The sequence below is a fragment of the Alcaligenes sp. AB3 genome, assembly GCF_031844565.1.
Classification (GTDB): domain Bacteria; phylum Pseudomonadota; class Gammaproteobacteria; order Burkholderiales; family Burkholderiaceae_B; genus Alcaligenes; species Alcaligenes faecalis.
Window position 1 is genome coordinate 59,748 of record NZ_JAUZVM010000007.1, and the last position, 18,369, is coordinate 78,116.

Genomic DNA, 18,369 nt, shown 5'->3' on the forward strand with positions numbered 1-18,369 from the left:
ATGAACAATTTTTTTGCCTTACTGAAACAAAACGGTGGTCAACACGCCCGGCTTTTAGCGGGTCCGGTGCTGATCCTCATGGTGATGGCCATGATGATTCTGCCCTTGCCGCCATTTTTGCTGGACCTGCTGTTCACCTTCAACATCGCCCTGGCCGTCATGATCCTGCTGGTGGCCATGTTCACCAAGAAGCCACTGGATTTTGCGGCTTTCCCGGCGGTGCTGCTGTTTGCGACCTTGTTGCGCCTGGCTCTGAACGTGGCCTCTACCCGAGTGGTGCTGATGAATGGCCACAAAGGCCCGGACGCTGCCGGTCAGGTGATTGAGGCCTTTGGTCACTTTCTGGTGGGCGGTAACTTTGCCGTGGGCCTGATCGTGTTCGTGATTCTGGTCATCATCAACTTTGTGGTGATTACCAAGGGTGCGGGCCGGATTGCGGAAGTAGGGGCACGCTTTACCCTGGACGCCTTGCCGGGCAAGCAGATGGCGATTGACGCCGACCTGAACGCGGGCCTGATTGGGGAGGACGATGCACGCCGTCGCCGTACCGAGGTGTCGCAAGAGGCCGAGTTCTACGGCTCCATGGACGGTGCCAGCAAATTCGTGCGCGGTGACGCGGTGGCGGGTTTGCTGATCATGGTCATTAACGTGATTGGCGGTCTGATTATTGGTGTCCTGCAGCATGACTTGTCTTTCTCGGAAGCCGGTCGCGTTTATACCTTGTTGACCATTGGTGACGGCCTGGTCGCCCAGATTCCTGCCCTGATTATTTCCACCGCCGCCGGTGTGGTGGTGTCGCGTGTGGCGACGGACGAAGACGTGGGCCAGCAAATGGTCAACCAGCTTTTCCGCAACCCCATGGTGCTGTATATCACCGCCGGTATTTTGGGTTTGATGGGACTGATTCCCGGCATGCCCAATCTGGTATTCCTGTTACTGGCTGCGATATTGGGCGCTGGAGCCTGGATGATGCAAAAGCATCAGGTCCAACAGCAGCAGCAAGCCAGCGAACCCAATGATGAAGTCCTGGCCGCGGCCGATTCTGCCGCCAGTGAAGCCAGCTGGAATGACGTGTCCATGGTGGACCCCCTGGGTCTGGAAGTGGGCTATCGCCTGATCTCTTTGGTAGACCATGCGCAAAACGGTGAGCTGCTGCATCGTATCCGCAGCCTGCGTAAGAAGTTTGCGCAGGAAGTGGGCTTTTTGCCGCCCGTGGTCCACATTCGGGACAATCTGGAGCTCAAACCCAACGACTATCGCATCCTGTTGGCCGGGGTGGAGATCGGTCGTGGTACCGCCACGCCGGGGCAGTGGCTGGCGATTGATCCTGGTGGTGTCACCATGAAATTGCCCGGCACACCGACCACGGACCCGGCCTTTGGCCTGCCTGCCGTGTGGGTGGATGTCAGCATGCGCGAGCAGGCACAGATTGCAGGTTATACCGTGGTGGATGCCAGCACGGTGATTGCCACGCATATCAACCATTTGCTGCATCGTCATGGGGCCGATTTGCTGGGCCGTCAGGAAGTGCAGCAATTGCTGGATCACGTGGGCCGCGAAGCGCCCAAGCTGGTCGAAGATTTTGTACCGCAAACCCTGTCCCTGAGCCTCTTGCTCAAGGTCTTGCGTGGTCTGCTGGCTGAAGATGTGCCGATTCGCGATATGCGCAGCATTGTGGAAACGCTGGCTGAACATGCACCGCGCATTCTGGCTCCCGGCGCGGTTCAGCCCGGCCAGGAGGCGGGCGAACTGCTGGCGGTTTTACGCGTGGCCTTGGGCCGTGCCATTGTGCAGCAGTGGTTCCCCGGTGAGGGAGAGCTGCGTGTGATTGGTCTGGATGCCCGTCTGGAGCGGGTCATGACGCAGGCACTGACCAGCAGCGGCGCGCTGGAGCCGGGTCTGGCCGAGTCGGTGCTGACCGATGCCATGCGGGCAGCCCAGTTCCAGGAAGAACATGGAGATCCGCCCGTGCTGGTTGTGCCGCCTATTTTGCGGCCTACCTTGTCGCGTTTCTTGCGTCACCACATCCCACAGCTGGGTGTCTTGTCCAACGCTGAAATTCCTGAAGAACGCATCCTTCGGGTCACCACCATTATTGGTCAGTCTGAATGAATATAAGTCGCTTTTTTGGTAGTACCAGCCGTGAAGCCATGCGCCAGGTGCGTATCGCTTTGGGCCCCGATGCTTTGATTGTGTCCAACCGTCGCGTGAATGGCGGGGTGGAGATTCTCGCTACCGATTCCAGCTCGGTTCCCGGTGGTGCCACTGAACGCGCACCCATGCCCAGCAGCACACCGCATCAGGCCGCTGGCATACGCCAGCAGGAAATGGCCCCGCCACCGGCCGCCGACAATGTGATGGGTGCGATTGGGGCATTGCGTGGTGCCTTGGAAGGGCGCATGGACGATCTGGTCTGGAGTCACCAGATGCGGCGCACGCCGGTGGCGGTGAATCTGTTTCAGAGCCTTTTGTCGCAAGGTTTCAGTACCGCCTTGCTGCGTGCCATGCTCAAGCGCTTGCCCGAAGAACTGGGCGCGCGTGCCGCCTTGCAATGGGTGCGTACTGAACTGGAAACCCATTTGCCGGTGCTGCGCTCCGAGGACGCCTTGTGGCAGCCCGGTTTGGCCTTGGCGCTGGTGGGCCCCACGGGTGTGGGCAAGACCACCACGCTGGCCAAACTGGCCGCGCGTGCCGTGCGTCGCTTCGGTCCCGATAAAGTGGTTTTGCTGACTACTGATACCTATCGGATCGGCGCCCACGAGCAACTGAAGATTTATGGCGACCTGATGCGGGTAGCCGTGCATATCGTGCAGGACGTAGCGCAACTGCGTAGCGTGATGCTGGGCGTGCGGCCTGATCAGGTGATCCTGATCGACAATATGGGCATCAGCCAGCGCGACCGTTACGTGCGAGAGCAGGCTGCCTTGCTGGCCGGTGCTGGACGTCGGGTGCAACGCTTGCTGGTGCTTAATGCCGCCAGCCAGGGCGATACCCTGGACGAAGTGGCCCGTAGCTACACGCAGGACGGTGGTACACCGCTAAGCGGCTGCATCATTTCCAAGGTGGACGAGGCCATCAAGCTGGGCGGCCCGCTGGATACCGCCATCCGTTTCAAGCTGCCCATTCATTACGTGTCCAACGGCCAGAAAGTGCCCGAGGATTTGCGTTTCATGAGTGCAGCCGAGCTGGTCGACTCTGCCTTGCAAGTGCGCGAAAACCAGCGTCCCTTGTACGCGCCCAGTTCTGGCGATCTGGCCGCTTTGCTGGAAAGTGGTGGTCAGTCTGCCCAGGAACAACAGGCCGAGGAAGAACGCCGTGCGCGCGTCTTGCCACGCCTTTTGTCGGCGGCCTCGGCTGGTGGGCCTATCGCCCTGGAGCAGGCCCGTCGCGCAGCGGCGGATCTGGACGAACGTCTGGCATGCGCGGAAGCCTACGACTTCTGGCGCGATCTGCATGCACAAAATGCCCCCATTCAGGACGGGGCAGCAGCACAACGTGCCGAAGGCTTGATGCGTGCCGCGTGTCAGGAAGTCAGCGAAGGCAATGTGTCTCGCCTGCTGGTAATCCATGCCGATCATCAGCCTGCTGGCTGTCAGGAACAGTGCTCGTTCAGCTTCCTGTTCAGCCCCAAAGGTCAGGCCTTAAGTGTTCCGTACTATCAGCGCCAGACGCCCTCGCAATGGTCGGATGTGCGTGGCGTGCGCAGCATGGAACGGCCAGGTCCTGCGCAAGCCTTGAATCAGGCCATGCAGGTTCTGAATGCGCAGGCTCAGCCTGTGAATCTGCTGCATATTTTTGAGGGCGGTTCGCCCACCATGTGGCGTCAATGGGCCGACATGGAAGCCGACTGGCTGGCCCTGATTCCAGGTGCAACCTCCTTGTGGCACAAGGACGGCAAGACCACGCCCAATGCACTGAGCAAACAGCTGGCTTTCCACGCGATTCCGGATCTGGCTGCGCGTCTGCATCTGGAAACGCTGGGCCGTGCCAAGCTGGGTGAAATTGCCCTGTGGTACGCCGTCGAGCCGGTGCAGTTGCGACAACGCAATGCCGAGCCTGTGCATCTGGATCTGATCATCCTGCGCACTGTCCGTCGTCACGACGGCAAAGTGCTGAAAACCCGCTTTGCCTTGATGCACCAGTGCACAGGATCCGAGGCCATCGCCCCGGCCAGCCTGGCCTGCTACATGATGCTGCGTAGCGAAGTGCAGGAAATGGCCCGCTTGCTGAGCACCGTGCGCGGTATTTTGCCCGCCAGTAATTCCGAGTTCGAAGACGAGCTTAACTTGCTGGCTGCAGCCCAATTGACGCTGGCCTCCTGGGACCTGCTACAGGCGCCGGACAATCTGGGTGTGCGACAGCTGAGCGCGCGCTTGCTGGGCAAACCGGGCTTGAAGTCCGGCCAGTCAGTCGATGCGTTGGTGAAGATGCTGGTGTTGAAAGAAGCGATGAGCTAAATTCAGCAAGATTGAAAAAGCCTGCCGTGTGGCAGGCTTTTTTATTTCAAACGCTGCAAGTTGCTGCGTAGGCCCTGGAAGATGGCGTCTTTGATGTGTTCAGGGAAATGCGCTGGCAATCGTGCCGAGACATTTTGAATGGCTGGCTCCACAAGCTGGTGAAGGTCTCCGATCAAGGATTCAGTGGCTTGCTGTCCTATATAGGTTTTTCCTACGGCAAGCCAATGCCTGAGAAGCACTTCCTGCATCTTGTAGCGAGTATTGCTGGTGCGTAGTGCCATCGCCATTTTGACGCGCTGAATAGGGCATTGATTTTGTTTTGTGCCTACCCAAGGCCAGGCCGAGAGCACATCGTAAAGTGGTGCCAGACGGAAGTAGCCGCCAGGTTCTATGGCCAGACTGAAGTTTTTGGCATGGCCATCTGGGGCGGCCAGCAAGTAGAAGACCAACAAGGTTTTGAAGAAAGCCTGTCGGTCAGCCAGAGCATTGGACGAGCCGGATAAGACCTGCATGATGGTATGGATGCCAGGGCCACCGTCGGATTCGTATTTGGCATGCGAGGGCAAACCGCTTGCCTGTAACAGGTCTTCATGGGGCAGGCGTATCAAATGACCATGACGGCTCCAGACACGGTCAAAGCGCTCCACGATGAGAACCTTTTGATCTTCAAACTGGCCAATTTGTGTGTGGGCGACATTCAAGCCCAGTTCTTTGAGCAGCTCCATGCAGAGCCATTCGTTTTCCACCGAGTGGCTCAGATCAAAGCGGACATTGCCCGCCAATCCCAAGGGTAGTTTGAAGATGTGTGAGCTGGGTGTCGATCCCTGGGGAATGTGCCATTGGCCTTGATGCCATAGCAGGGCCGTTTTTTCCTGGGCACCTGCCAGCGAAAAACGAAAGTCTTCGGGGGCCAGGTCCTGGCGGGCGGTAAGTGTGCCGCGCAAATGTTCGGCAACGTCACTTTCGGTAAGAGGACGGGCCGTGAGGGTGTGAATCTCCGGCGCTGGAGAGTTCTCCGGCAGAAGTTGCACGGCACCAGCAGCATCCCGACCTATTGCTTCCAGCAAGGCAAACGTTTCCAGCGAGCGGGTTTTGAAGCGGGAGGCGATACGTTGGCGAATCTCGGGATTGTCGGGGAGCAGATTGTCAAAGTAGTTGTCTACGACCTCGCCACGAAATGCTTCATTGTTGAATGTAAAGGGCAGGGATAGAGACAGCGGCCGGCCTTGTGGATGGGCGATCCAGTCTGGCGCGTAGCTAAGTTGTGATGGGCCGCGGGCAGGCTTATGCCACTTTCCAACGAAGAGACCATTCATCCACAGGTCCAGAACAGGCATCACCACTCCATAGATTCAGGTTTGTCAGGCTCGTGAGCGTCAATAATGGAGATCTTGGCTTCCAGGACGGCCAGAACCGAAAACAGGTTTTTAAGCGATAGGCCAGACGCGTCATTTTCCATGCGCGAAATGGCTTGCTGCGTTGTGTTCAGCTTGTCTGCCAGCTCTATCTGACTCCAGCCTTTGCGCTTGCGCAACGAGCGGATGAGCTTGGGCATTTGCTCCGGGCTGTGCAGTGCAATGGCGTCTAGTCTTGTTGGCATCGCCTGGCTCCTGTGAATTCAAAATACAATAAATTTGATGTATTTTAAATATACATCGTTTTTGGTGTATTCAAAGAATACATCATATTTAATGTAATGGAGTTCAGGCATTCAAATGTTCGGGCGTTCAGCCCTTGTACCTTAGCGTGGCTTGCAGCCTTCTCCGTGTTCGGGCAGGACAAAAAAAGCGCCAACTAAATAGTTGGCGCTTTCAATATTGGGCATGCCGCTACTGGCGTCTGCTCAGTCCTATACCTTCAAACTCAAGGAAGACTGGGTATTCTGAGTTTTGCCGGAGGCGTCATAAAAGGTATTGCGGCCGGTGAAGGCTTCCAGGGCGTCCAGGTTTTGCTGGGTATCGATCAAAAAGGTATCAACCAGAATGCGGTTGTTGTCGCTGGCGTTGCGCACCTTCTCGCTCAGCTCGATCAACTGTTCCAGCTCTTGTTCCAGTTCGTCCTCTTCAGCCGCGTAGCGCAGGCCCTGAAGGCTGTTTTCCAGTTCACGCGCTTGCAGGAGCTGGGCGCGGGCCTGGTCCAGTTGTTCGATACGTTCAACCAGCTGGTATTTGCGCAGTGTGATCTGGGCCAGTTCTTGTGGCTCGAAGCTGCGCAGCAGCAGGGTGTTTTCTTCTACCAGCAACTGCTCGAAATCCAGCAGGGCCTGGTGTTGATCGGCAAGACAGGTTTGCAAAGACATGGCCGTTTCAGGTGATTACTTGAGAAGATCGCGCACGGAGGCAATCAGGGAGTCGGCGATCCGACTGGTATCAATTTTGAGCTCGCCTGCTGCAATGACCTCGCGCAAGGCCTCGACTTTTTTCATGTCTACATCGGCGCTGCTGTCTTGCAGCGAATTGAGCTGGCGGGCTGCAGCGCTGAAGTCCACTTCGTTGGTGCTGCTGCTGTTGTTATACGCTTGACGCGCACGATTGGACGCCCTGCTGCGTTCTGCGGCAGAGGTTTCAGCGAGGGGTGTCTTGAGGGGGGAGGGGCTGATCTTCACGTGTTTCTCCGTGCGGCCTGTTCTTTGCGTTGATCTTGTAACGGCGCTCTGGACGCAAACTTTAGCATGCTCATCCGATTTAATTTAGAGAACGACCTGAACCGTGGACGCATCCAGTACCGTGGCTGAAATCACTTGCCCCGAACTGGCCTTGATCTGAATCTGGGTGCCCGGTGCGCCGCTTTGCAGGGCCTGTCCTTCGCCCGTGGCTACAAAACCCATGCCGCGTGCCACAGTACGCACCATCTGGCCACGCGTGATCGACTGCGGGTCGCGCAGGGCCGAGGCCCGTATTGCATTACCCAAAGGAATACGCTGGCTGGCGACATAGCCAATGATCTGCTTGGGGTCGATCACTACACCGTTGGCCAGGGCCAGCAAGTCTCCCTCGCGTTCGATCAGATCATCCTGATTGATGGTTTCGCCCGGATTGATGCGGCGATTGGTGACGTAATAGTGTCCCTGAATGGACAGCGTGGCAGCAATTGACGTGCTCCAGCTTTGCGGGCTCAGGCAGCGCACGCCAACACTCATTCGGGATCGCAGACGCTGGCCGCTGGGCAGAAAAACCTGGTTCTGGGTGCAGGCGGGCATGGCGTTCAGGCGTGACGCATCCAGCGTGATGGTGGCGATACCGGGGTACATCTGCGCCTGCTTGAGCAGATAGTCTTGCGCTTGCTCCTGCATGGTTTGCACGCTCAGTGCCTGAACGCTCTCTTGAGCGCGCACGCTCGCTGTCGCACCGACGGTGAACAGGCATGCGCAGATCAGGAGTCTATATAAGGTCATGACTGAATTTTACGGACTCAGCCGCCAGGTCAAGAGCTGAACTGGCCGATAAATTGCGTTTTGTTCCCTGATTTGTGAAGCAGTGCCACTGGCTACCATTCTGTTATGGCGGTGAAAAGGCGTGCGCGCGTTCACCTGGATCTCAAACTTGAACACAGAATATTGGCTTGACTCCATGATTGATCGCATCGGTGAGCACCTGAAGTTTTACCAGACGGCCCTGGCTGTGCGCCAGGAGCGCCAGGAGGTTCTGGCCTCCAATATTGCCAATGCCGACACGCCTAACTACAAGGCCCGGGATATGGACTTTACGGCCACCTTGAAAGCGGCTTTAGGGGGGCAGGGCCAGATGGCATTGCCCAACACCAGCTTGTCCTTGACCTCGGCCCGTCATATTCCCGCCCAGGCAGCCCGTCCCCCCAGTACGGACGAGTTGCTTTATCGCGTTCCTGTGCAACCTTCTCTGGACGGCAATACGGTCGAGATGGATGTGGAGCGCATGCAATTTGCCGATAACACCTTGCACTATCAAAGCACGATCAACCTGGCTTCCCAGCGCTTGAAAGGCTTGATGGCGGCATTGCAACAGTAATAGCGAGTCTTCATGTCCAGTTTCAGTATTTTCCAGATTGCCGGTTCTGCCCTGACGGCACAATCGCAGCGCTTGAACGTGTCGGCCAGCAATCTGGCTAACGCCGACAGCGTGGTCGGGCCCGATGGTCAGCCCTACAAGGCCCGCCAGGTGGTGTTTCAAATGACCCCCCAGGGCAATAGCCCCGTGGGCGGCGTGCAAGTGGTGGGTGTGCAGGAAAGTGATGCGCCCGGCCGACTGCAATACGACCCCGGCAATCCTTACGCCGACGAACAAGGCTACGTGACCCTGCCCAATGTGGATGTGGTGGCCGAGACCGTCAATATGCTGGCTGCATCGCGCTCCTATCAGGCCAATGTGGAAGTGGTGAACACCTCCAAGAACCTGATGCTGCGTACGTTGACCATTGGTCAGTAAGCCGGTTACGGGAAAGAAAGAGCATGAGCACAGTCAATAACGATCGCAATGTCCTGGACCCCACCGCAGGGGCGATGGCCGGGGTGGATGCCCGTAACAAGAGCGCAATGGCAGAAACGGAAGACCGTTTTCTGACCATGCTGATTACGCAGCTGCGCAATCAGGACCCCTTGAATCCCATGGATAACGCCCAGGTCACGACCCAGATGGCGCAAATGTCCACGGTGGCAGGGATTCAGCAATTGAATACCACTTTGCTGGCCGTGGCCGGGCAGATGGATGTGAGTCAGTCCATGCAAGCTGCCAATCTGATCGGCAAGCAAGTGCTGGTGCCAGGCGCGAAAGTGTCCCTGGGTACCAGCCAGGAAGGCGAGAAAGTAGCCATGCCGTACGGGATTGATCTGGTCAGCGGGACGACCTCGACCATGGTTCATATCAAGGACAGCAGCGGCAAAGTGGTCCGTGAATACGATCTGGGGCCCAAAGAGGCGGGTGTGTACTCGCTGGAATGGGATGGCCTGGATAACGACGGTTCACCGCTGGCCGACGGTTCGTACACCGTCAGTGTATTGGCCAGTAATGACGGCACGGCCGTCACAGCCAGCCCATTGACGCATGGCAAGGTCGATAGCGTGGCTTATACCTCCAGCGGTTTGATGCTGGATCTTGGCCTGGCGGGTTCGTTCTCCCTGCTGGACATACGCAAAATCATGTAAGCGCCGCTTGCCCCAAAAGCGGGCTGAGCCAACACGACATTAAAAGGAAAGTTCATGAGCTTCGGACAAGGATTGAGTGGCTTGAACGCCGCCTCCCAAAACCTGGATTCCATCGGTAATAACATCGCCAACTCGGGCACGGTGGGCTACAAGGCCTCGACGGTGCAGTTTGCGGACGTATACGCCAACTCCCGCGTGGGTCTGGGTGTGCAGGTGTCGCGCGTCAGCCAGCGTTTCTCGGTTGGTAACGTCAGCAACTCGGGCAACCAGTTCGATATGGCCATTGACGGTGAAAACGGCTTGTTCCGCCTGGAGCAAAGTAATGGGGCGGTTCTGTTTTCCCGCAACGGTCAGTTCTATCCGGACAAGGCCGGCTACCTGATCAACGCCCAAGGCCATTACCTGACAGGTTACGGCGTGGGCAGCAGCGAGCTGCAGCGCCTGCAAGTGCCATCGGCCAACGTGCCTCCCAAAGCCACGACCGCTCTGGATTTCAAGCCCAACCTGCCCGGCGGTGCCGAAGCGATCCCAACAGAAGATGCCAATGGCAATCTCATCAATGTCTTTGATCCCAAAGACCCCACCACTTACAGCGAATCGTTCAGCTACTCGGTTTATGACTCGCTGGGCAACAGCCACGAGATTTCCCAGTACTTCGTCAAGCGTCCTGCCAATGCAGCCGGTGAAAGCGTGTGGGACGTTTACTACATGGAAGGCAGCACACCGTTGTCGCCGGCCAGTGCGACCATGACCTTTAACGGTTCAGGCGTGATGACCAGCCCCAACCCGGCCACGGTCAACGTAACGCTGGCCAATCCTGGCGGCAATGCCTCGCCTGCTGACGATCTGGTCTTTGATATCCGCTATAACGGCACCACCCAGTTTGGCGGTGAGTTTGCCAAGGGCAAGCCCTACCAGGACGGTTACGCCACGGGTGAATACGCCAGCATGAGCATCGACAAGGATGGCACCATGGTCGCCGCCTATACCAACGGTGTGACTCAGCGTTTGGGCTCTTTGGTTCTGGCCGACTTCAGCAACCTGCAAGGTCTGCGTCCCGTGGGTGGCAACGCCTGGGCGGAAACAGGGGAGTCGGGCCAGCCTATTTTGGGTCGCCCTGGCGAGAATGGCCTGGCATCGATCAAAGGTCAGGCGGTGGAAGATTCCAACGTGGATATGGGGCAGGAACTGGTCAATATGATTATTGCCCAGCGTACCTACCAGGCTAATGCCCAGACCATCAAGACGCAGGATCAGGTTCTGCAAACCCTGGTCAACCTGCGTTAAGAGCTGTCATGGATCGCCTGATTTATACCGCTATGAATGGCGCCCAGCGCACGCTGGAGCAACAGGACGTTATTACCAACAACCTGGCCAACGTGAACACGTCCGGTTTTCGTCAGCAACTGGCGTATTACCGTTCCGTACCTGTCACTAGCGATGTGGGTTCGCAAACTCGCGTCGGTACGGCCACGGTGACACCGGGCAGCCGTTTTCAGCCCGGTGCCATGGCCGAGACCGGCAATGCGCTGGATGTCGCCATTGCGGGCGAGGGCTGGTTTGCCGTTCGTGCGCTGGATGGCCAGGAAGCCTATACGCGGGCAGGCGATCTGGTGGTCAACGCCCAAAACCAGTTGGTTACCCAAAGTGGCTTGCCGGTGCTGAGCGCCGATGGGCAGGTCATTGAAATCCCGGATCGTGGTTCCATCACTTTCTCCAGCGATGGTCAGCTGACCGCGCTGGGGGCCGGCGATAATCCGCGCGACATCCAGGTGATGGGCCAGTTGAAGATGGTCAATCCCCCAACCGCCGATTTGCAGCGTGGCCAGGACGGCTTGTTTCGCATGAACAATGGAGCGCCGGCCCCGGCGGATCCTTCGGTGCGCATGGTTTCGGGCTTTATCGAAAAAAGCAACGTGAACCCGGCTGAAGCGATGGTGGCCATGATTGCCAATGCACGTCGCTTTGAAACCCAGATGAAGGTCATCCAGGATGCCAGCGCGCGCGAAGATCGGGCCAACTCCCTACTTTCATTTAATGGCTAAGCCGCGCCCATAGCGCAGGCCTTAGCGTCAAGGATTACACACACATGATTCGCTCTCTGTGGATTGCCAAGACCGGTCTGGAAGCCCAGCAGACCAATATGGATGTTATTTCCAATAACTTGGCCAACGTGAATACCACTGGCTTCAAACGTACCCGCGCGGTGTTTGAAGACCTGATGTATCAAACCATTCGTCAGCCCGGCGCTCAGGTCGGTGCCGCCAATCAGCTGCCTACCGGCTTGCAGGTTGGTACGGGTGTGCGCACCGTGGCAACCGAGCGTATCCACACCCAGGGTGACATGAAGCACACGGGTCACAATATGGATATCGCCATTCAGGGCAGCGGTTTCCTGCAAGTGGAAATGCCGGACGGCACCTTTGCCTACACGCGTGATGGCAGTTTGCAGCGCGACCAGAATGGTCAGCTGGTTACCGCTGGCGGCTACCCCATTCAGCCCCCCATCAATATCCCTGATAACGCGCTGGAACTGACCATTGGCCGTGATGGCACTGTGTCGGTGACTCAGCCCGGTGCTGCCGGCGCCAGCGTGGAAGTGGGGCAGTTGCAACTGAGCACCTTCGTGAATCCGGCCGGCCTGCAAAGCATGGGCGAGAACTTGTACATCGAAACCGATGCCTCGGGTGCTGCCAACTTCCTGCAACCCGGCATGGACGGTGCAGGTCTGGTCATGCACAAGTACAACGAAACCTCCAACGTCAACGTGGCCGAGGAACTGGTCAATATGATCAGCACCCAGCGCGCCTATGAAATCAATAGCAAGGCCGTGTCCACCGCTGACCAGATGCTGGCTCGCCTGACGCAGCTGTAAACCGGAAGAGATCGTGACAATGTTCCAAGCTCTGATGAGCCGTCTTGCGCTGTGTGTAGTTGTGGCCCTGTCCGGCTGCGCGCTGGTGCCTCCTGAAGATGTGGTGACCGGCCCCTTGACGGCTCCCCCGCCACCGGCTGTGCCTGCAGCCGTGGTGGCCAACGGCTCCATCTACCAGCCCTCGGCTTACGGCAACTACCCGCTGTTTGAAGACAGACGGCCCCGCAATGTGGGCGACATTGTCACCATCATGATTCAGGAGCGCACCAACGCGGCCAAGAACGTCTCGACCAATACGGATCGGACAGGAAGTGGTGGCCTGGACTTTACGGGCGTACCGGCTTTCCTGCCTAACGAAGTGGGCAGCAAGCAGAACTTTGAAGTCAGCGGCTCGAACAAGGCCCAGGGCAAGGGTTCCAGCCGTGCCGACAACACCTTTAGCGGCACCTTGACGACGACCGTAGTCGGCGTCTTGCCCAACGGCAACTTGCAGGTGGCCGGTGAAAAGCAGATCGCCATTAACCGTGGCAGCGAGCACATTCGCTTTTCCGGTGTGGTGGACCCGCGTTCCATTACCGGCAGCAATACGGTGTCTTCCACCCAGGTGGCCGATGCCCGTATCGAGTTTCGTAGCAAAGGGGTCATGGACGAAGTCCAGACCATGGGCTGGCTACAGCGTTTTTTCCTGAATATCTCTCCGTTCTGATCCTTGTGCTTGTTATGGCGTTTTCCATGAGTCGTACTCGTTTTTCTTCTTATCGCCATGTGCTGCAAGCAGCCATGCTGGCGGCGGGCCTGTTGCTGGCTCCAGCCAGCCAGGCCGAGCGTATCAAGGATCTGGCATCCATTCAGGGTGTGCGTGACAACCCGTTGATCGGTTACGGCCTGGTCGTGGGCCTGGATGGCAGCGGTGACCAGGTGCGTCAGGCTCCTTTCACCCAGCAAAGCTTGACCAATATGCTGTCCCAGTTGGGGGTGACAATTCCCCAGGGCAGCAATATGCAGCTCAAGAACGTGGCGGCCGTCATGGTAACGGCGCGTCTGCCTGCCTTTGCCCGTCCCGGCCAGTCCGTGGATGTGGTGGTGTCCTCCATGGGGAATGCCAAGAGCCTGCGCGGCGGCACCTTGTTGATGACCCCGCTGAAAGGTGCGAACGGTCAGGTTTACGCCATTGCCCAAGGCAACTTGCTGGTGGGTGGGGCAGGGGCCGAAGCGGGTGGTTCCAGCGTGCAGGTCAATCAGCTTAATGGCGGCACGATTCCTGGCGGCGCAACGGTCGAGCAAAGTGTGCCCACGACCTACGCTCGGGACGGCGTGATCAATCTGGAAATGAATTCCTCGGATTTTGGTACGGCCCAGAATGTGGTGGCGGCCCTGAACAAGCAGTTTGGCCCATCCACAGCTACCGCTCTGGATGGCCGTTTGATTCAGGTGCGCGGTCCTTTGGACCCGCAGGCTCAAACCGCCTTTATTTCACATGTTGAAAACCTGCAGGTGAACTTGCCACCGGCACGTGCTCGTGTGGTGATCAATGCTCGTACCGGCTCGGTGGTCATGAACCGCACGGTAACGATTGATGAGGCCGCCATTGCCTACGGCAATCTGTCCGTGGTGATCAGCCGTCAACCGCAAGTCAGCCAGCCGGATACGCCCTTTGGTGGTGGTCAGACCGTGGTGGCTGACAGCACCCAGATTGAAATGCGCAGCGATAGCGGCTCCCTGCAACGCGTCAAGACCAGTGCCAATCTGGCCGATGTGGTCCGTGCCTTGAATGCCTTGGGTGCCACCCCTCAAGACTTGTTGTCCATTTTGCAGAACCTGAAAAGCGCGGGCGCTTTGCGGGCCGATTTGGAGATCATCTAATGAGTGTGCAGTACTTCCCACCTCCTGGTTCGGGAACACAGGTTTCGATTTTTGACCCGCAACAACTGGCCCAGCTGCGTCGGCAAGCCGGGCAGGACGGCCAGAATCAGGCTACCCAGCTACAAGTGGCCCGTCAGTTCGAGTCCCTGTTCATTCAGAATATTTTGAAGCAGGCGCGTGCTGCCAATCCCGAAGGCGGCCTGTTTGATACGCAATCGGTGCGCATGGCGCAAAGCCTGGGCGACGAGCAACTGGCCATGCAACTGGCTGACCCTGGCATTGGCTTGGCCAAAGCCCTGCAAGCCCAGATGAGCGGGCAGAACAGTGAGCCTTTTGGTGTGGCGTCCCATGATCCGGAAGCGGCTCATTCGCGCCGTGCGGATCTGCGCTCGCGCATGCCCAATGACCGCTCCATTGATGCGGCCTCCATTGCCGAGCTGATCGACAAACTCAGCAATAACAGCACCATGCAGCGCGTGTATTCCTCCATTCAGGGTGCGCCTAACCACATTCGCCAGTTTGTGGACCGCATGAACACGGCCGCCAAGGTCGCAGCCGAAGATAGCGGTGTACCCGCCAAGCTGATCTTGAGCCAGGCGGCGCTGGAGTCGGGTTGGGGCAAGCGCGAAATCATGCACGCGGATGGCACGACCAGCCACAACTTGTTTGGCATCAAGGCCACACCGTCCTGGAAAGGCAAGACGGTAGAGGTCATGACCACCGAATATCAAAACGGCGTGGCGCGCAAGATGACGCAAACCTTCCGCGCCTATGACTCTTATGCCGAGTCCTTTGCCGATTACGCCAAGCTGATTGGCAATAACAAACGCTATGAAGGCGTAAAACACGCGAGTTCGCCCCAAGAGGCCGCTCAGCGTATTCAGGATGCGGGCTACGCCACCGACCCTTCCTACGCCAAAAAACTGATCTCCATCATGGCCTACTTTGATGGCGGCAAGTCTTAATTATTAATGCAGGTCTAAATATTGCACCAAGGTGGTCGTTAAAAAGCAGCATGTTCATTTTTCGCCTTGGACACTACGGGCCGGGCAGGACAGAAAGGATTTGATATGAATCTCGCCAACCTTGGTATTACCGGCTTGTTTGCCGCTCAAAAGCGCATGCAGGTGACGGGCCACAATATTAATAATATCGATACCGCTGGCTATAACCGCCAATCGGTCCTGGTTGAGACAGCTGGTTCGGTAGGAAGCGGCAATGGCTATTACGGCCGTGGCGTGCAGGTGGTCACCGTTCAGCGTTCCCACGACAACTTTCTGTACCAGCAACTGGTGCGCTCGCAAACAGCCGGCGCGGCTCTGGTCAGCTACGGCACAGAAATTGCCCAGCTGGACAATCTGTTCTCGGATCGCACAGTCGGTATCAGCCCCGCCTTGCAGAACTTCTTTGATGGTCTGGAGGCCGTGGCTTCGCAGCCCGCAGATCCTTCGGCTCGCCAGGAACTGCTGGGCCGAGCTGAAAGCCTGGCCACTCAGATTCGTGATGCGACTTCCTACATGAATCGCGTCAACGAGAACATCAATACCCAGGTAGGCACGACCGTTACCCAGATCAATAGTTATCTGGAGCGGATTGATAACGTCAATAAACAGATCGTGGCTGCCAAAGGCACCACGCCCGGTCACGAGCCCAATGATCTGCTGGATCAGCGCGAGCAACTGGTGGCCGAGCTGGGTCAACTGATTGATGTGCGCACGGTTGAGCAGGACGGGCGTTTGAGCGTAACCACGGCTGGCGGTCAGATGCTGCTGGGTGGCGAACGTGTTTACCCCTTGCATGCCGTGCGTTCGGCTGAAAACCCCGAGCGCATAGTTGTGGGGTTTACGTCTGCCCTGAACGTGGACGGCAAGATGGTGGTGTCCGAATTTCGTGAAGGCACCATTAAAGGCGGCACCTTGGGTGGCTTGCTGCAGTTCCGTCAGGAGAGTCTGGAACCTGCCATCAATGCTCTGGGGCGTCTGGCGGTGGGCCTGGCTCACACCGTGAACGACATTCACCGTCAAGGCATGGACTTGAAGGGTGACGCTGGCAAAGACATGTTCAGCATCAGCGGCCCGAAAGTGATCGCCAATGGCAACAACCCGGTCAGTAGCGGTGTTCCCGGTGTGTCTTTTTATAAAGACCTGGTCGATCCGGCTGACCCCAGCAAGGGCTACACCCAGCCAGTCGACAAGCTGACAGGCGATAACTACCGCATCGAGCGCGTGGACGGGCGCTTCCAGCTGCGTAATCTGACCAGCAACGACGTGACCCCTTTGAACGGTCCGGACAAGAACGGCGGCATTACGCGTGTGGATGGCCTGGAAATTGATGTCTCCAGTCTGAAAACGAAATCGGAAGATGGCGACTCCTGGTTGATTCAACCCACTGTCAATGCAGGCAGCAGCTTGCAAGTGGAGATCAAGCGTCCGCAGGATATTGCGGCGGCTGACATGGACACGGGTTCGGCTGACGGTGCAATCGCCCAGAAACTGGCTGACCTGCGCAATACCAAAGTGCTGGCTGACGGCTCCCTGAGCCTGAATGATTCTTTTGGCCAGATCGTGAACCGTATTGCCGTGCAAACACAGCAAAACGGGACTGCAGCCAAGGCGCAATTAAAGCTGATCGAGCAAAACTATGCCGCTCAGCAGTCCTTGTCCGGTGTGAACAAGGACGAGGAGTACATCATGCTCCAGCGTTTTCAGGAGCAGTATCAGGCGGCCGCCCGCCTGATTGATGTCAGCTCCCAGATGTTTGACACCCTTTTAGGCCTGCGTAGTTGATTACGGCTCTTTGGTCTTGAAATTGGAACCTTGCTATGCGTATTAGTTCTTCTCTTTTCTTTCAGACGGGCCTGACCTCGATCAACAAGCAGCAGTCCGATCTGATGCGGGTTTTTCAGCAAATGGGCTCGCAAAAGCGGATGATCACTCCTTCGGATGATCCCTTGGCTTCGGCTCAGACCATTAACCTGGCGCAATCTCAGGCCATGGACAAGCGCTACGGTGAAAACCGTGAAGTGGCCATGCGCGCTTTGGGTGAAGAAGAAAACCTGCTCAATGCCGTCAACCTGCAGTTGCAAGGTGTGCAGACCCGTCTGGTGGAAGCCTCTACCGGCACCATGTCCGACGCAGACCGCAGCACCTTGGCGACGGTGATGGAAAGCGCTCTGGATACCTTGTTCGGCTTTGCCAATACCAAGGATGGATCGGGCCAGTATCTGTTTTCTGGCGCAAAAGGCACAACACAGGCATTTGAGCGTACAGGCAATACCTTCAGCTACACCGGCGACACAAATAGCCGCAACATTCAGGTGGAGCAAACTCGTCAAATGGACTCGGCGGACCATGGTCGCACCATTTTTGAACGCGCCAATCCCGGCTCCACAGCCTATTTCACCCAGGCCAATGCCAATACGGGCTCGGCAGTAGTCAGTGCGCCCAATGGCAACTCCTCTTTGGCAGGGGCACAGGCCAACTACACCATTCGCTTTACCTCGGAAACCGAGTACGACATTGAAGTGAATGGCGCAGTTGTCAGCCAGGGCGTACTGGATGAGAACGAGCGTCAGCGTATCGAGCTGCCCGGTGGTGTCAGCGTTCAGATCGAAGGCAAACCCGCCGTGGGTGACAGTTTCGAGGTCAGTTCGGTCGATAGCACCAGCTCGGCTGACATGAACCTGTTCAACACCTTGCAATCGGTGGTGGAGGCTTTGCGCAAGCCCGTCAGCGGTGATCCTGCTGCCCAGGCTGAGTTTCGCAACGCGATGAACTCGGCCATGCAACGTATCGGAGAAAACTTCGATAACGTGCAGACCGTGATTTCCTCGGTAGGTACGCGGATGAACGAGATTGACGCCTTGAGTTCCAACGGTGCGGCTCGTGCCTTGAATTACACCAATGAGCTCTCGCGCCTGGAAGACCTGAATATTTTCCAGGCTTCTACTGATCTGGAGCTGCGCAAGGCGGCTCTGGAAATGTCGGCCATGGCGTTCCAGACGATTCAGAGCATGAGTCTGTTCAATATGAATCGCTAAGTCTGCAGTCCTTTTT

At 57.4% G+C, this 18,369-nt stretch carries 18 protein-coding genes; 13 read left to right on the top strand and 5 right to left on the bottom strand.

Features of this window, described 5'->3' with window-relative positions; translation table 11 throughout:
- Both flhA and flhF read left to right on the top strand, forming a co-directional pair.
- Entirely contained in the window at positions 1 to 2,112 is a 2,112-nt protein-coding gene (flhA, locus tag Q9R35_RS14250) for a flagellar biosynthesis protein FlhA (protein ID WP_042487577.1), read from the top strand.
- Entirely contained in the window at positions 2,109 to 4,457 is a 2,349-nt protein-coding gene (flhF, locus tag Q9R35_RS14255) for a flagellar biosynthesis protein FlhF (RefSeq protein ID WP_042487573.1), read from the top strand. Before flhA ends, flhF begins: the two co-directional genes overlap by 4 nt.
- A gap of 41 nt (positions 4,458 to 4,498) precedes the next feature.
- On the opposite strand, the gene Q9R35_RS14260 is transcribed toward flhF, so the two are convergent.
- The 5 genes from Q9R35_RS14260 to flgA form a co-directional block, all read right to left on the bottom strand.
- Positions 4,499 to 5,773 carry a type II toxin-antitoxin system HipA family toxin gene (locus Q9R35_RS14260; RefSeq protein ID WP_086046218.1) on the bottom strand — a complete coding sequence of 425 codons (1,275 nt, stop codon included), beginning with the start codon at positions 5,771 to 5,773 and terminating at the stop codon, positions 4,499 to 4,501.
- Between the two features lie 20 nt (positions 5,774 to 5,793).
- The gene (locus Q9R35_RS14265; RefSeq protein WP_052363008.1) at positions 5,794 to 6,057 is read right to left on the bottom strand and encodes a helix-turn-helix domain-containing protein; all 264 of its coding nucleotides are present in this window, start codon (positions 6,055 to 6,057) and stop codon (positions 5,794 to 5,796) included.
- Between the two features lie 249 nt (positions 6,058 to 6,306).
- On the bottom strand, positions 6,307 to 6,756 hold the full coding sequence (gene flgN / locus Q9R35_RS14270) for a flagellar export chaperone FlgN (protein ID WP_311220017.1): 450 nt from the start codon (positions 6,754 to 6,756) through the stop codon (positions 6,307 to 6,309).
- A gap of 15 nt (positions 6,757 to 6,771) precedes the next feature.
- Positions 6,772 to 7,062, bottom strand: a complete 291-nt coding sequence (gene flgM, locus Q9R35_RS14275) for a flagellar biosynthesis anti-sigma factor FlgM (RefSeq protein ID WP_311220018.1) — start codon at positions 7,060 to 7,062, stop codon at positions 6,772 to 6,774.
- An 84-nt stretch (positions 7,063 to 7,146) separates the two neighbouring features.
- Complete coding sequence (gene flgA, locus Q9R35_RS14280; protein ID WP_311220019.1) at positions 7,147 to 7,851, bottom strand: flagellar basal body P-ring formation chaperone FlgA; 705 nt, start codon at positions 7,849 to 7,851, stop codon at positions 7,147 to 7,149.
- Between the two features lie 175 nt (positions 7,852 to 8,026).
- On the opposite strand from flgA, the gene flgB reads away from it, so the two are divergent.
- The 11 genes from flgB (at position 8,027) to flgL (ending at position 18,353) form a co-directional block, all read left to right on the top strand.
- Positions 8,027 to 8,443, top strand: coding sequence for a flagellar basal body rod protein FlgB (gene flgB / locus Q9R35_RS14285; protein WP_042487558.1), 417 nt, complete (start codon positions 8,027 to 8,029; stop codon positions 8,441 to 8,443).
- Between the two features lie 12 nt (positions 8,444 to 8,455).
- A complete protein-coding gene (flgC, locus tag Q9R35_RS14290) occupies positions 8,456 to 8,860 on the top strand; it encodes a flagellar basal body rod protein FlgC (RefSeq protein WP_009458120.1) in 405 nt (134 codons plus the stop codon).
- Positions 8,861 to 8,883: 23 nt separating this feature from the next.
- Positions 8,884 to 9,576 carry a flagellar hook capping FlgD N-terminal domain-containing protein gene (locus Q9R35_RS14295; RefSeq protein ID WP_042487552.1) on the top strand — a complete coding sequence of 231 codons (693 nt, stop codon included), beginning with the start codon at positions 8,884 to 8,886 and terminating at the stop codon, positions 9,574 to 9,576.
- 54 nt (positions 9,577 to 9,630) lie between these two features.
- Positions 9,631 to 10,863, top strand: a complete 1,233-nt coding sequence (gene flgE, locus Q9R35_RS14300; protein ID WP_042487549.1) for a flagellar hook protein FlgE — start codon at positions 9,631 to 9,633, stop codon at positions 10,861 to 10,863.
- An 8-nt stretch (positions 10,864 to 10,871) separates the two neighbouring features.
- Complete coding sequence (flgF, locus tag Q9R35_RS14305; RefSeq protein WP_045931739.1) at positions 10,872 to 11,621, top strand: flagellar basal-body rod protein FlgF; 750 nt, start codon at positions 10,872 to 10,874, stop codon at positions 11,619 to 11,621.
- Between the two features lie 44 nt (positions 11,622 to 11,665).
- Positions 11,666 to 12,451 (top strand): flagellar basal-body rod protein FlgG, encoded by a 786-nt coding sequence (gene flgG, locus Q9R35_RS14310; RefSeq protein ID WP_026484558.1) that lies wholly within the window; start codon positions 11,666 to 11,668, stop codon positions 12,449 to 12,451.
- Positions 12,452 to 12,470: 19 nt separating this feature from the next.
- Complete coding sequence (locus Q9R35_RS14315; protein ID WP_086068896.1) at positions 12,471 to 13,157, top strand: flagellar basal body L-ring protein FlgH; 687 nt, start codon at positions 12,471 to 12,473, stop codon at positions 13,155 to 13,157.
- Between the two features lie 26 nt (positions 13,158 to 13,183).
- The gene (locus tag Q9R35_RS14320; RefSeq protein WP_045931738.1) at positions 13,184 to 14,314 is read left to right on the top strand and encodes a flagellar basal body P-ring protein FlgI; all 1,131 of its coding nucleotides are present in this window, start codon (positions 13,184 to 13,186) and stop codon (positions 14,312 to 14,314) included.
- Positions 14,314 to 15,279, top strand: a complete 966-nt coding sequence (gene flgJ / locus Q9R35_RS14325) for a flagellar assembly peptidoglycan hydrolase FlgJ (RefSeq protein ID WP_045931737.1) — start codon at positions 14,314 to 14,316, stop codon at positions 15,277 to 15,279. Before Q9R35_RS14320 ends, flgJ begins: the two co-directional genes overlap by 1 nt.
- Before the next feature lie 105 nt (positions 15,280 to 15,384).
- Positions 15,385 to 17,100 (top strand): flagellar hook-associated protein FlgK, encoded by a 1,716-nt coding sequence (gene flgK, locus Q9R35_RS14330; protein ID WP_063692848.1) that lies wholly within the window; start codon positions 15,385 to 15,387, stop codon positions 17,098 to 17,100.
- 35 nt (positions 17,101 to 17,135) lie between these two features.
- Entirely contained in the window at positions 17,136 to 18,353 is a 1,218-nt protein-coding gene (gene flgL / locus Q9R35_RS14335) for a flagellar hook-associated protein FlgL (protein ID WP_042487530.1), read from the top strand.
- The last annotated feature ends 16 nt before the right edge of the window (positions 18,354 to 18,369 follow it).

Coding starts and splice junctions, on each gene's coding strand:
- flhA (WP_042487577.1), top strand. CDS start 1: ATGAACAATTTTTTTGCCTTACTGAAACAAAACGGTGGTCAACACGCC.
- flhF (WP_042487573.1), top strand. CDS start 2,109: ATGAATATAAGTCGCTTTTTTGGTAGTACCAGCCGTGAAGCCATGCGC.
- Q9R35_RS14260 (WP_086046218.1), bottom strand. CDS start 5,773: ATGAATGGTCTCTTCGTTGGAAAGTGGCATAAGCCTGCCCGCGGCCCA.
- Q9R35_RS14265 (WP_052363008.1), bottom strand. CDS start 6,057: ATGCCAACAAGACTAGACGCCATTGCACTGCACAGCCCGGAGCAAATG.
- flgN (WP_311220017.1), bottom strand. CDS start 6,756: ATGTCTTTGCAAACCTGTCTTGCCGATCAACACCAGGCCCTGCTGGAT.
- flgA (WP_311220019.1), bottom strand. CDS start 7,851: ATGACCTTATATAGACTCCTGATCTGCGCATGCCTGTTCACCGTCGGT.
- flgB (WP_042487558.1), top strand. CDS start 8,027: ATGATTGATCGCATCGGTGAGCACCTGAAGTTTTACCAGACGGCCCTG.
- flgC (WP_009458120.1), top strand. CDS start 8,456: ATGTCCAGTTTCAGTATTTTCCAGATTGCCGGTTCTGCCCTGACGGCA.
- Q9R35_RS14295 (WP_042487552.1), top strand. CDS start 8,884: ATGAGCACAGTCAATAACGATCGCAATGTCCTGGACCCCACCGCAGGG.
- flgE (WP_042487549.1), top strand. CDS start 9,631: ATGAGCTTCGGACAAGGATTGAGTGGCTTGAACGCCGCCTCCCAAAAC.
- flgF (WP_045931739.1), top strand. CDS start 10,872: ATGGATCGCCTGATTTATACCGCTATGAATGGCGCCCAGCGCACGCTG.
- flgG (WP_026484558.1), top strand. CDS start 11,666: ATGATTCGCTCTCTGTGGATTGCCAAGACCGGTCTGGAAGCCCAGCAG.
- Q9R35_RS14315 (WP_086068896.1), top strand. CDS start 12,471: ATGTTCCAAGCTCTGATGAGCCGTCTTGCGCTGTGTGTAGTTGTGGCC.
- Q9R35_RS14320 (WP_045931738.1), top strand. CDS start 13,184: ATGAGTCGTACTCGTTTTTCTTCTTATCGCCATGTGCTGCAAGCAGCC.
- flgJ (WP_045931737.1), top strand. CDS start 14,314: ATGAGTGTGCAGTACTTCCCACCTCCTGGTTCGGGAACACAGGTTTCG.
- flgK (WP_063692848.1), top strand. CDS start 15,385: ATGAATCTCGCCAACCTTGGTATTACCGGCTTGTTTGCCGCTCAAAAG.
- flgL (WP_042487530.1), top strand. CDS start 17,136: ATGCGTATTAGTTCTTCTCTTTTCTTTCAGACGGGCCTGACCTCGATC.